Here is a 14,044-nt window from a genome sequence, read left to right on the forward strand (position 1 = left end):
TTCCGGGCACACGCCCGAAATATGAATAAAACTGAACACTTTTTGTACCCTTAATCTACCACAATTTGCTATCCTCTTTTGAGATTTATTCCCGAACGTCAAACTCAACAAGACTGCTATTCTCTAATCTTTTAACTCCATTGCTTATCCTTATGTTGTTTCCGTTGTGCAGCACAGCACAACAACCAGACAGCGTTAAAAAACCATCAGCTCAGGTAATAACGAGCATTAAAGGACAAGTGGTAGATGACGCCTCGGGGCAGCCGCTTCCGGGTATTAATGTTAAAGTTGTTGGCGGCAGGTACGGAACCATTGCAGAACCGGACGGGAAATTTGAGTTAAACGCCCCGGGAGCTTTTACGCATGTTACCTTCTCTTATATTGGCTATCAGACCGTTACAAAAGTGATTAAACCTGGACAGGTAAACGTTCTGCACATCAGGTTACATGATAGTCAAACCCAGCTTAAAGAGGTTAAGGTTGTTTCCGGAAAGAAACAACGATACCGTAATAAAGGCAACCCTGCGGTTGAGCTTATCCAGCAGGTGATCGACCATAAAAAGCAAAACCGCATGGAAAGCGCCGATTACCTGCAATATGACCAATATGAGCGCATCAATCTGTCATTTATCGACGTTCCTTCTAAACTGATGAACAGCCGTTATTTTAAGATGTACCAGTTTATGCTTGATACTGTAAAAGATAACGGGCAAACCCAGGTGTTGCTTCCCGCGTATCTTAGCGAAAAGCAATATCAAAATTACTATCGCAAAGATCCGGCTAAATCCATCAGTGTGCTCAAAGCGCAAAAGGAAGCCAACATCCTTAAATTTATTGATACGGCAGGCCTTGATGTTTATATGAACCGCCTTTACGGTAATGTAATCGATATTTATGATAACAATGTTTTTATCATCACCAACCAGTTTCTGAGCCCCATTGCCGATCACTCTCCTAATTATTACAAATTTTTTATTACCGATACCATACAAACTGCTAAGGAAAAACTGATTGAATTAAGCTTTACACCACGTACCAAAGGCGACTTGCTTTTTGAAGGTAAGCTGCTTGTAAGTATGACAGGCAATTATGCTGTACGGGGCTGTGAGCTTAATGTAAACAAGCAGATCAACATTAACTTCATGCGAACGCTCAAGATCACGCTTGATTTTGAGCAAAACCCTAACGGCCGGTATTTTTTAAGCAAAAGCGATGTTAAAGCCGATTTCGGCATTTTAAAAAACAAAGGCCTTGGGTTAATGGGCGAACGAACGGTAATTTTCTCTAACTATATAGCAGACAAACCGCTTCCCGCCGCATTTTATGAGGGCAAAGAATTGCAGATAGCTCCCGATGCAGACAAGCCCGACACCTCATACTGGGCTCGTAACCGGCCGGATACACTAACCGATCATCAGTCGAAGATGTACCCGCGCATCTCCCGGTTAGAAAAAATGCCGCAATTTAAACGGGCAACCTGGTTTGCAGCTACGTTTACCGGAGGTTATGCCAAGGCGGGCCCGGTGCTGATAGGCCCCATTGGCACATTTTATTCCCGGGACAGCCAGGAAGGCTCCCGCTTTCAGATTGGCGGACGTACCACCACCGATTTAAGCAAATCAATTTATTTTGAAGGATTTGGCGCCTATGGTACTCGCGATAAGGCTTATAAATACAATATCGCAACTTTTTACTCATTCAATAAAACACCTTTTTACCGCTACCCTAATGACTACCTTAAGGCAAGCTATTTAAATGATATTAATGTACCGGGGAGGGACCTTTCTACTATCAATCAGCAAGCCGCGCTTGCATCGTTTTCAACAGGAAAAACAATATACTGGCTTTATAGTAAGATTGCCAAAATTGAATATGTAAAGGACTTTGAAAACCATTTTTCGTTCGATCTCGCGTTTAGAAACTGGAACCAGCGCCCCGCCGCGGCATTAGTGTTTCAATATAATGACGATGCCAACACTATGGTTCATGACATTACTACCAGCGAGTTGAACCTCGCTTTCAGGTATGCACCGCATGAGCAAATTTTACAGGGAACGGTATACCGCCGCACCATCTACAGCAAATACCCGATCATAAATTTGCAGATCAATCATGGCTTTAAAGGCCTGTTCAATGGTGAATATGATTTCACCAGTGTTAAAGCAAGCATTTTCAAACGGTTTTACCTGTCTCAGCTTGGTTATACTGATATTACTGTACTTGGAAATTATTTAGTGGGTAAAGTGCCATTTCCACTCCTCAATCTGGCCCCGGCTAACCAGTCACTCGCCTATGATGAGGATGCCTATAACCAGCAAACCTACCTTGAGTTTGTAAGCGATCATTATGCGGGTATTAACTTAACCCATAGCTTCAGCGGCTTTTTGCTGAATAAATTCCCATTGATAAAACACCTGAAATGGAGGGAATTTCTATCAGCCAAAATACTATTCGGCGGCTTGCGTAACGAAAATAATCCACTTTATTCACCTAACTTGTTCCGGTTCCCGGTAGGTGGTAACGGGGCAAATGGCACTTATGCTTTAGGCACTAAACCTTATATAGAAGCCGGAGTAGGTATAGGTAATATCTTTAAGTTTTTGCGGATAGACGGGATCAAAAGGTTTAATTACCTTGACCATCCGGGGGCTGCGGAATATGGCGTTAAATTTAGTTTCGCCCCGGATTTTTAAGCAATTTGGCATTACAGGTAATCATAGCCATTGACTAAAGTCAACGGCTATGAAACTTTCATTTTCAAACAACTTAAAAATTACAATCTTTTCCTGGATCGATATTTTCCTTATCGCGGGTAAGAACAGCTTCGCCGTTTTCAAAGGAGACAACCCAAATGCTATCGTAATCATCATCCGGCCATTTCAGGTTATCCTGTTTTATGCCTAAGGAACGTACTATTGGTGCAATGCCGCTATGCTCCCATACCACTAATATTACACCGGTACGGCTTTTTAAATCGGCAGCCAAACCTAAAGAATCCTTCTCGGTACGTGAGCTGTTTACCGTTAAATTGTATTTGGCAGCAAGCGGCACAATGGTCTGAAACATTCTCGAGTGTTTGGTAGCCTCTCCCAGCCCCAGGCCGGGCACAAATATTTTGTCAGGCACTCCAAATCTGGCGGTTAGTATAGCCGGTAACTTTAACGATCTGTTTATTCCCTGGCAATTCAGATTATCGCCCTTCAATGGCTTTTCGGCATGACGGATAAAGGCAATCTTTAAATCAGTTGATTGCGCCTTAACTGATAGTATAGCTAACAGGGATATGATAAATAAAAACAGGATACGAATGATCTTTTTCATTTTTGTAATTGAGTCTTTAAAAGGACGAGGCTGTATCATTAGTCGAATTGACTACCTTGGAGTTATGTTACCTGTGAATTGAAATTCAGCCGATAATATTTATACAAAACGGGGTTAACATGTTTTTTGAAGAAAAAACTATCAACTAACTGATTATTAGACACATAATTAAATATTTATACAAAAAAAAGGGGGTTAACACTTTTTTGGATAAAAACAAATTCAATTAACTGATTATCAGCTATATAATTAAATGTCAACCCTGAATTGTGTTAACCCTGTCACCTCCCCTTTTATTAGTAACTTCAACCCGGAATTATATATCGCTTAAGCATCTGAATAAGTCAAAAAATGAGGCCGATCATGATATATGATACAGCCTCATCCTTATATAAATAGTTAATAATTTAATGCTGATTTCCTGAGCCATTTAACTGGTATGCACCAAGATCGGCACCAGGTAATGTTGCGTCAGATAAGCCATAAACCTTATCAAGCGGTACCGTAATTAACGGTTTAATGGTAGTGTTACCCTTACCGATAAGCGGCGAGCCGGCCAGCAAACGAAAGTTAAAGTTACCTATGGCGTTATATTGGTACAACGGATGACCTACAGTTGGCAGCGGAAAGTTCAGGAACATCGGGTTATTTTTTTGTACAACATCGTTGCCATCATAAATAGAACCTAAAGTATAATTTGAAGGCAGGTATTTTGCCGATGTTGTGACTGATGGGATATCCGTGCTTTGCGGCTGCGTGATGTAGCCTGTTGGGTAAAACTGGTTGGCTACGCTTAATGAATCGGCCCATTGATAGTTATTACCGTACGAAAGGTGGGCAACATCGGCAACCGGGCTGCCAACTACGCGATAACCGACCTTGCAATTAATTGCCACATTATTGTAATACATACCCGCTGCACCTTCTTCAAAATTGATACAACCACCGCGACCGCTTTGCACCTGGCGGTAGCCACCACTAACAAATGTATTGTTATACATTACAATATTGGTTTGCGGTGCACCCGTAGCCTGACCTTTGTTTGAAGCCTTTTGGCCATTGGTGGCGGTACCGATAAACATATTGTAGGCCATTGTACCAACAGTACCACCTTTGGCATTTAAACAGTCACCGCCGCTGACACCATTTTTTTCAAAAGTATTTCTGAAGATAGCTATTTTACCTGCTGAGATCCTAATAGGGTCATCCACCCCACCGTATAACCAGGAATCTTCCATTATGAAGCTGCCTTTATAGTTGGCAAATAAGATACTGTATTGGTTGCCTGTACCCGAACCGGCAATAGTTGATGTTGCTTTTCCCTCGGTTAAGCCGGCATACTCCACATGTGTCCATCTTAGCACTAATAAATTACAAGTTGGTCCGCCAATAATGCCTTTCCATTTACCAGCGTATGCAGGATCGGCAGCTGCTGTAAGGCCACCGGGAGCATCGTTTTTTACAATACCAGGGACGGTGATCCAGTTTGGCTGATTTTTTGACCCGTTACTCACCAGGGTACCAAGCGCTATAAGGCTGCTCCCGGCCCCCATGTTTAATCTTACACCAGGCTGCAATAATAAAGTATCAGTTGGGTTGATCACCAAATCACAACCGTCTTCAACGGTGTATGTTTTGCCGGTAAGCATGGTACCTTTTACCGGGATTACTGTTGAACCGCTTGAGCTGCACGAAAGCGGAGCTTTATCACTTACCGGGTTTGCAGCCGGTGGTGTATAGCTGTAAATGTCCATGTGCTCACCTTTCCATTTCTGACAACCGGAAAACGCGGCTGCCATCAGGATACAAATAACTGGGATTATATATTTTTTCATCGTTGTTTTTATTATAATTTATACCTGAAACCACCAAGGAATAGTGTTTTGTAATAGTCGCTTTGTACAAGCGTTTGACCTGCAATGTCCTGTTTGCCTAAAAACTCCTGCTGCTTTGCATCAAGACTACCATGCGGGTATTTCAAATAGATTTTGCTGGCCGCGTTGGTGATATTATTAACCTTGCCATAGAAAGAAAATCTTTTGGCTATAGTTTTTTCGAAAGAAAAATCTAACTGGTTGTAGGCATGCTGGTAAAAATCGAGGTTATAATATGGTGATACCTGCGCCAAACGCTCGCCGGTGTAAACAAAAGCCAGTTGCATATCCAAACCTAACTTCGCGCTTTTGTACAATACAGATGCGTTACCCACATGGTCTGCCTGACCTTGCAGCGGACGCGTTTGATTCACATTGGTTTGCTGTAAACCCAATGTTGGGTCATTTGAGTAAAGCAATTTGTTGGTGGTTATCCTTGAGTGGGTATAAGTATAGTTGATTGAAAAGCCTATCACACCAAAGAATTTAGTAGCCAAAGCTTCAAAACCACAGTTGGTAGCATTACCAGGGTCATTTTGAGGTTTAATAACCTGATCGCTCGGACCGCCATTGCGCACAACAAAGTACTCAATTGGATTATAGATTTTTTTGTAGAAAGAACCTAACAATAACTGATCGGCACCGCCAGGGAAAAACTCATAACGTACGTCGTAATTATCGGCAGTGATATGCTTTAAATATGGGTTACCTACCTGGTCATAATATTCACCGGTAACTTTATATGGCACCTGCTCACCAAAGCCCGGACGGCTTATTGCCGCAAAGTATGAAGCAAGGATATTTTGATTATCTGTTAACTGGTATTTTAAGTGGATGCTTGGTAATACATCGGTGTATTTAATGTTACCGCTTCTTTGTGTAACCGTTTCGGGCGATTGGGTGTTGTAGGTCAAATCGGTATTTTCGATTCGCACGCCGCCTAATATCTGCAGTTTCGGGAACAGATCAAACTTAATCTGTAAATATTCGGCATTATCATTTTCCCTTACGTGGTAGTTGTTTTGCAGATCGGGGTTATTGGCACCGATACCATCAGCAGCCGAATTGAATGCAAAAGGGATAGCGTCGAAATTATTATTGAACAAGGTTGATTTACCACCGGTTAATGAATAAGTGATATAATCAGCATCCCTCACTTTATGGCGATATAAACCACCTGCAGAAAACTCAACATCTTTACCGGCAATTTTAGGGGTATAGATCAGATTAGCGTATCCCGAAATGTCTTTATCGCGGTTATTTTCCCAATGATGGTCTAACTGGGTATTGTTGTCAACCTCGGCAGTGACGGCTCCCGAGTTATTGAGGGTTTTATTGGCATCATAAAAAAACTCGGTTCTATCCGGCTGGTGCCTCGTAGCTTCAGAATATACCCCATCCCAGTTTAAGCGCCACTCGTTACCAAGCCAGTGATCACCATGCAAGGTTGAGTTATAGATATTTTGCTTGGTTAGCATACTCCTGTTTGAGATGGTGATCTGCTTGCTTAAGCCAGTTGAGTTTAAGCCCAAACCAAGGGTATCAGAAGTAAAACGCGATTCAAATTCGCTTTGATGAATGTATAGGTTGTATAACGAGATCTTGTTTTTGTCGTTAATCGCGTAATCTATTTTGTTGTGGATACCTACGCGTTCTGTTTGGGTTGAATAAGTACGGTCATAAGCATCAGAAAACTGCGGCGAGTTTGGTAGTGGGATAGCTGAAGGCTGCGCATTTGGCGTAAGCTGCTTTGAGTTAGAGCCACGGTATATGTTCTGATAACTTGCAGATACAATAACGCCTAATTTTTTATTCAAAAACCTATCACCAATAGTGAGGCCGGCGGTTGAGCTAAAAGGAGTTGAAATATTTTTATCGCTTGTAAGCGCCTTATTGCTAAAATCGGCATAGGTAGCGGCATAGCTGTTACCATTGATTGCTGCCGGAGATTTGCTGTTAGGAGATGCGCTGAAACCAACAAATGGCCTGCTTGACGAAAACAGGGTAGAAAAGCCACCTGATACGTTAGCGCTGAAAGTAAACTGGCTTGGAGCACTTTTCATCACCAGGTTCATCACGCCGCCAATGGCATCGCCTTCCATACTTGGGGTAAGCGCTTTGATCACTTCAAGCCTTTCCAGCATTTCTGAAGGGAATATATCCATAGGCACAAACCGGTATTGAGCATCCGGGCTTGGTATTTTAATACCGTTTACCAATGTTGAGTTGTAACGCTGGTCCATACCCCTAATGATAGCGTAACGACCTTCGCCACTTGCCGAACGCTGAATGGTTACACCGCTAACACGCTGTAAAGCGTTAGCCACAGTAACGTCGGGCAATAACTTTATTGCATTTGCCGAAAGTACGTTGATAACCATCGGTGCATTTTTTTCAATGCTACGCACAGCGCCATCAGATTCTTTATTTGTCTGGGCTTTAACCTGTATTTCTGTCATCTGCATATCGGCGTCCTGCAAGGCCACGTTTACCGTAATGACTTCATTGACCGATGTAATATTGCCCTCCCTAACTTTAGAAGGGCCGTAACCAACATAATTTACCTGTATTTTGTATGGCCCATTCTTTAAATTTTTAAAGCTATAAGCGCCATTAAGGTTAACCGCAACAAATTTGCTAACCCCATCCTGGGTTAAGTGAACTGTTGCTCCGGTAAGGGGTTCGCCGGTTTTAGTATCGGTTACCTTTCCCCTTATGGTTTGGGCATTAGCCGAAACGGAAAATAGCAGGCATATTGAAAATAAAAACAATAGCCTGTTAAGAAAGTAGGTGTATTTCATGAACAACGGGTTTAATTTTCCGCAAAGAAACCCGCTGAAAACTGGAGAAAAATTGAATAAAAGAGCCTAAAACTATTAGATAACCCAAACTTAATAAATGCTTAACATAAAAGGCTGAATTGCATTAATTACCTCCAAATTAAGATGGCAGCTTCTATAACAAGGCTGTCCTTTCAGCTTATTCGGCTTTTATTTTAGGTAGGATCAACTCATAACCTGTTGATGCTACTATCCTCGAAAACAAGGTAGCTGATTATCCCCGATTAACACGATAGCTTAAAAATACACCATGCGAGGCTATGCTAACAGACTGTTTATCAATTAAAAATAACATTTCCATAAAATTGGTTAACCAAGCAAAAACGCAAACGTTTGCGTAAATAATTAACAGCATTGTGGGTGCAATATGTAAATACCATGTTATAATTGGTAATCGGTAAGTATTCTGTTAACCAATTTCTTTTAAGCTACCGGGTTAAACACATTAAACATCGAAAAATATGACGGCATTTAAAACTCTTGGACAATTTATTATTGAGCGGCAAAAAGATTTTCCTTATGCCAAAGGCGAGCTTTCTCGGCTACTTCGTGATATTGGGATCGCCGCCAAAATTGTAAACAGGGAAATTAATAAAGCCGGCCTGGTAGATATTTTAGGTGATGCCGGCTCCTCCAATATTCAGGGAGAGTCACAAAAAAAGCTGGACATTTATGCCAATGAGCAGTTTATAGCAGCATTAAGAAGCGGCGGGGAATGCTGTATAGTTGTTTCGGAAGAAAATGATGAATACCTGGTTATAGATTCGGATATTTCAAAAGAAGCAAACTACGTTGTTGCACTTGATCCTTTAGACGGATCATCCAACATAGATGTTAATGTAGGTGTAGGCACCATATTTTCTATTTACAGACGAAAATCAGACACAGGGAAACATTCCACAAACGAAGATGTATTACAGCTTGGTACCGAGCAGGTGGCTGCAGGATATGTCATTTATGGATCTTCAACGATGCTTGTATATACTACAGGCAAGGGTGTTAATGGCTTTACCCTTGATCCTTCAATCGGTGAGTTTTGCCTTTCGCACCCTAACATGACTGTTCCGGCAGCAGGAACAATTTACTCAATAAACGAAGGCAATTACATTCATTTTCCGGATGGGGTAAAAAAATATATTAAATATTGCCAGGTAGAAGATCCGGATACCAACCGACCATATACTTCCAGGTACACAGGATCGATGGTTGCGGATATACACCGGACCTTAATAAAAGGCGGAATTTTTATTTATCCCCCTACTACAGGCGCAAAAAAGGGAAAACTGCGGCTGATTTACGAGTGTAACCCTATGGCTTATATTATTGAGCAAGCCGGCGGCAAAGCATCAGACGGATACAAAAGAATTATGGAAATTGAAGTAAAGGAACTACACCAGCGATCCTCCATATTTATTGGCTCAATGGATATGGTACTCAAAGCCGAAGAATTTATGTCATCATTTTCTCCAAAATTATTTGTGAAATCGTTTGAAGGAGAAGTTAAAATTCAATAAGAATATTGAAAAGCGCGATAGTGACCACGTTAAGCGCCAACTTTTTGTAAAGCTGCTTTCACAATTTAATGCTTTAATTGCAAGTTAAAAATACTGGGCAAAACTTGGTTTTAAAGTGACATAAGACAATAATCGACGAAAATTGTTTTTTCTTCTGAACTAAAATTGTCATCCAAATGTCATGAAGTGTAAAATACTTCACAACTATACGTGTCACAAATACACATAACTTTACACGTCTAAACAGCAGAATCAGCATTTTTGAACTATTTAAGCTTTTAGTCTATATCTTTAGGAAAAAATCAACGGTAATTTTTAATATAAGACCACGTTTCGAGGGCTTAATTAAAAATTATAACATGCAAAAAACAAAATCTTTAAAAAAAATGACTTTTGGCAGTTTGGCACTGAGCGCAATTATCCTCATCGGAAGTTGCTCCAAAAATGCAGACCAACCAGTAACCGTTCCAATTAATGATTTAAACGCCAGCAAAAGCCTGGCAACAACAGCCCCCACCGTCTACACGATGGCCACATCTTCAATCCGGTTAGATGAAGGTTACGCTTACAAATTCAGCCCCGTTCAGGTAAGCGGCGATTCAAACACGCAGCCAACAGCGTCAACACTCCAACTTTATGAAAATGGTGTTGCGTTAGGTCCGGCTCATTCTGTTCACAGTGACATCAGAAACCTTGGTAAAGGGCGTTACAGTCACTGGGATACCGGATTGTATTTCTCAACTTCCGACAATAGCAGCCCTCTGACAAACGGAAGAAAGTACACTTACACCCTTACCGGTACAACAACTACTACCACCACAACCGCTCCGGCTACAAGTACTTCAACAACAACCGCATCGGGCTCCGTTTTGAGTACAGTATTAACCGGTTACGCTGCTGTTAACGGTACAACAACCGGTGGTAAAGGCGGTACCACGGTAACTGTAAACACATTAGCCGCGTTCAAATCTGCGGTGGCAGGCAATTCGCCCAAGATTGTGTATGTTTCCGGAACAATTAGCGGATCAGGCGTAACTCCTGTGTATGTTGGTTCAAATACCACCATCATCGGTAAAACCGGCGCCGTTTTATCAAGCCTTAACCTTTACCTGTTCACTGTAAGCAACATCATTATCCAAAACGTTACGTTTAGAAACTACGTAACCGAATGCGGTGTTTACGTTAAATTCCAGTCGAACCACGTTTGGATTGACCATTGCGATTTTGCAACAGACCGCAGCCATGGCTGGGATTACTGGGGTAAAGACATCGGTGTTGCCGAAGGCTCTGACTACGTAACCATTTCATGGAACAAATTCCATGACACCTACCTGTCATTGCTTATTGGCTCGGTAACAAGCGATGCTGTTACAGCCAACACCGGCAAACTACACGTTACATTGCACCACAATTACTGGTACAATGTGTCTGAAAGGGAGCCAACTTTGGTATTCGGTACTATCCACATGTACAATAACTACCACTTAAACAACGATGGTTATTCCATCGGTGCAAGATACGGTGGTACAGTAAGGACAGATAATGAATATTTCTCAGGCTGCAGGAAGCCACTTACTACTAACTTAGATGGCGACCCTGTAGGTTACTTCAGCGGTATATCAACCAACATTTATTCTAATTGCGGTGCTAACGACATCACCTCATCTTTATCAAGTTGGGTGCCGTCATATGCTTACAGCACGTTGCTTGATGCTGCTGCAAACGTTCCGGCAGTGGTAACAGCAGGTGCCGGCGTTAAAACAGTTAATTAATTAAATTATTCATCCCCATGCTAAGTGAAAGGCCGCTTTATGAATTATCATAAAAGCGGCCTTTCACTTTTTATTGATCCCAGCTCCGATACAATAATCAATTTTCACGCAGGGGCTCCTGGTTTTTACTGAAGTATTGAACGTTAGCCGCAGGGCTTAATCTTTTTTTCATAAAAGCCACAATGGTATCGGTATACAGGTCGGCTCCTCTGCCGTTTAAATGCGCCCTGTCCGAATAGTATTCCGGGTTTTTAAAATATACATCGTTGGTAAAATCGTGAAAAACAACCTTGTTACTGTTACAAGTACTTTTCAATTTTAAATAGGAATTCTGTTGGGTATCATCGTTATACCTTGGCGATACAAAAACAAACAATTGAATTTTTTGCCGCTTACATTCATTTATAAACAAATCCAGCGCATTTACATTATCGGCCGATATGCTGTCTGAATATGGCTTAAGCGATGTATGGGTTGAAACCCGGCTGACGTCCATTTTATTATCTAAAGGATTAAAGCCCATGACAGTGTTTCCTGATGATAAAAAGTAATGCTGAAATATAGAAACCACCTGGCCATTGTAGCGGTATGTTTGAAGATGGCTTTTTATTAGCTCCAGCCGGTCTTTCTTTTCAATCATATTGCCGATAACATCCGATTGTTTTAAATAAGGCAGTAAAATGGAAAGCCTGTTCTTTTCATCTTCCTTTTCACTTAACACATCGCTCGTTACATCTAATACAACAACCTTAGGAACGTGGTGCTGTAATGCCAGTTCAAAAATTGCTGTACTATATAAAAGCCCTTCGCCATCCCGGCCGCCATTAAAACAACTTAGGTGTAAACCATCCTTTATAATCGATGAGTTATAATGATGAGAAGCTCTTGAGCTTCCCAAAACCAATACGTCTTCATTTAAATTATACACAACGTGATTAGCAACGGCGTATTCGCCGGAAACCTGGTGTGTAAAAAAATAATAAAGGAACATACCGGCTGCCTGATCAACAGCCACAAAAGCCACAATCATCAATAACAACCTGATAAAAAATTTATTGCTGTTTTCTTTCAACTGCTTCATAATCTAAAACTGAAAGTAAATGAATTGTCCGCCGTCAAAAACGCCAAACAACAGGATTATAAAAACCAACCCTAAATAGGAAGCCATGCGGATCCCCCAATTTTCATTGTGAAGAAACCGTAATGAATGATGGCCGTATTCCTGCTTTATTTCGTAAAAAAACAAGGCGGCTATAGCCATCAAGTCATACAGAAAATAAGAAGGTTCGCCTATGAAAAAGCCGGGTTTATAAATAAAAACACCTTTTAACAAACCCCAGGCCTGCTCTAATGATACAGCCCTGAAAAAGATCCAGCTTATAGTGACCAGGAATATTGTAAAAGATATATTTAAGAAATTGGCAAATACTCCACTGCCTAACCCTAATTTACTTGCTGTTGCCGTCCTCCACTTCTGCGTTGCCATTCCGCAAATGAGGTAAAACCCGTGTAAAGCGCCCCAAACAATAAATGTCCAATTAGCGCCATGCCACAAACCGCTGATCATAAACACTGCAAATAAATTTAAATACAACCGGCCTTTGCTAACCCGGTTGCCTCCTAAGGGTATATACACATAATCTTTAAACCACGTAGAAAGTGAGATATGCCACCTGCTCCAAAACTCGCTTATGCTTTTTGCAAAATAAGGCCGTTTAAAATTTTCCATCAGCTTAAAGCCTATCACCCTGGCACTGCCTATCGCAATATCCGAGTAGCCCGAAAAGTCGCAATAAATCTGGACTGCAAAAAACAATGAAGCAAGCACAATTGTGGCCGAGCCGTGTTCAGGATAATTGTTAAAAACAGTTTTTACATATATAGATAACCTATCGGCAACAACCACCTTTTTAAAAAAACCGATCAGCATTCGTTTTAACCCTTCAGAAACATCCAGGGCATTAAAATGATGTTCGGTTTTAAATTGCGGTAACAGATTTTGAGGACGTTCAATAGGGCCGGCAACTAATTGCGGATAAAACATCACGTATAAAGCATAAATACCGAAATGCCGTTCGGCCTTTTGATGGCCCCGGTAAACTTCAATAGTATAGCTCATGGCCTGAAAAGTGTGAAATGACAACCCTATCGGAAGCAGGATCTGTAAAAACGGAATCGGGTTAGTGTACCCCATCCAGTATAGCAATCCCGATAAATTGGCATTAAAAAAATTAAAATACTTAAATACAGCCAGTACGCCAATATTTGCCGTAAGGCTTAATATTAACAAAAGCTTCTTCTTCTTAGGGTCACTAACTTTTTCCAGGTAAATGCCCGCGGTATAGTCGATAATTATTGTAAAAAACAGGATGAGGATATAAATAGCTTTAAAGAACATATAAAAATAGCAGCTTGCTATAAGCAGCAGCAGCCACCTAAATTTATGAGGCACCAGAAAATATAAAGCCGTTACCACAGGAAAAAACAGCAGAAAAGTAAATGAGTTGAATATCATCGCCAGGTTCTTTTTGGTTAATTAAACCTAACTGAAAATAAAATGATATAAAATAGGAGCACTGCGATCGTAAATCATTCTGTAAAATCACGCAACAAACTTCACAGCCAAAATCTGATCAGCACATTGCAAGTTCAGGAATACATGCACTGTAACCCCAAAGTGAATTGATTCTCCAACCATTTGATAAAAAATCTTTAACCGGCTT

8 protein-coding genes are annotated in these 14,044 nt (G+C 41.1%); 3 read left to right on the forward strand and 5 right to left on the reverse strand.

The window, feature by feature from the left end:
* Positions 1-152: 152 nt before the first annotated feature.
* Positions 153-2,693, forward strand: coding sequence for a DUF5686 and carboxypeptidase-like regulatory domain-containing protein (locus FHW88_RS19115; protein WP_176627535.1), 2,541 nt, complete (start codon positions 153-155; stop codon positions 2,691-2,693).
* A 73-nt stretch (positions 2,694-2,766) separates the two neighbouring features.
* On the opposite strand, the gene FHW88_RS19120 is transcribed toward FHW88_RS19115, so the two are convergent.
* From FHW88_RS19120 to FHW88_RS19130, 3 genes are all read right to left on the reverse strand, one after another.
* On the reverse strand, positions 2,767-3,321 hold the full coding sequence (locus FHW88_RS19120) for a histidine phosphatase family protein (protein ID WP_090526834.1): 555 nt from the start codon (positions 3,319-3,321) through the stop codon (positions 2,767-2,769).
* 407 nt (positions 3,322-3,728) lie between these two features.
* Positions 3,729-5,156, reverse strand: a complete 1,428-nt coding sequence (locus FHW88_RS19125) for a hypothetical protein (protein ID WP_176627536.1) — start codon at positions 5,154-5,156, stop codon at positions 3,729-3,731.
* Positions 5,157-5,167: 11 nt separating this feature from the next.
* Positions 5,168-7,996 carry a TonB-dependent receptor gene (locus tag FHW88_RS19130; protein WP_176627537.1) on the reverse strand — a complete coding sequence of 943 codons (2,829 nt, stop codon included), beginning with the start codon at positions 7,994-7,996 and terminating at the stop codon, positions 5,168-5,170.
* A 500-nt stretch (positions 7,997-8,496) separates the two neighbouring features.
* On the opposite strand from FHW88_RS19130, the gene fbp reads away from it, so the two are divergent.
* Together fbp and FHW88_RS19140 are read left to right on the forward strand one after the other, a co-directional pair.
* A complete protein-coding gene (gene fbp, locus FHW88_RS19135) occupies positions 8,497-9,549 on the forward strand; it encodes a class 1 fructose-bisphosphatase (protein ID WP_090526829.1) in 1,053 nt (350 codons plus the stop codon).
* 359 nt (positions 9,550-9,908) lie between these two features.
* A complete protein-coding gene (locus tag FHW88_RS19140) occupies positions 9,909-11,321 on the forward strand; it encodes a polysaccharide lyase family 1 protein (protein ID WP_176627538.1) in 1,413 nt (470 codons plus the stop codon).
* A 97-nt stretch (positions 11,322-11,418) separates the two neighbouring features.
* On the opposite strand, the gene FHW88_RS19145 is transcribed toward FHW88_RS19140, so the two are convergent.
* Entirely contained in the window at positions 11,419-12,402 is a 984-nt protein-coding gene (locus tag FHW88_RS19145; RefSeq protein ID WP_176627539.1) for a hypothetical protein, read from the reverse strand.
* Positions 12,403-12,405: 3 nt separating this feature from the next.
* Positions 12,406-13,836 carry an MBOAT family O-acyltransferase gene (locus tag FHW88_RS19150; RefSeq protein ID WP_176627540.1) on the reverse strand — a complete coding sequence of 477 codons (1,431 nt, stop codon included), beginning with the start codon at positions 13,834-13,836 and terminating at the stop codon, positions 12,406-12,408.
* Between the last annotated feature and the right edge of the window lie 208 nt (positions 13,837-14,044).

The sequence above is a fragment of the Mucilaginibacter sp. SG538B genome, assembly GCF_013376065.1.
Taxonomy (GTDB): Bacteria; Bacteroidota; Bacteroidia; order Sphingobacteriales; family Sphingobacteriaceae; genus Mucilaginibacter; species Mucilaginibacter rubeus.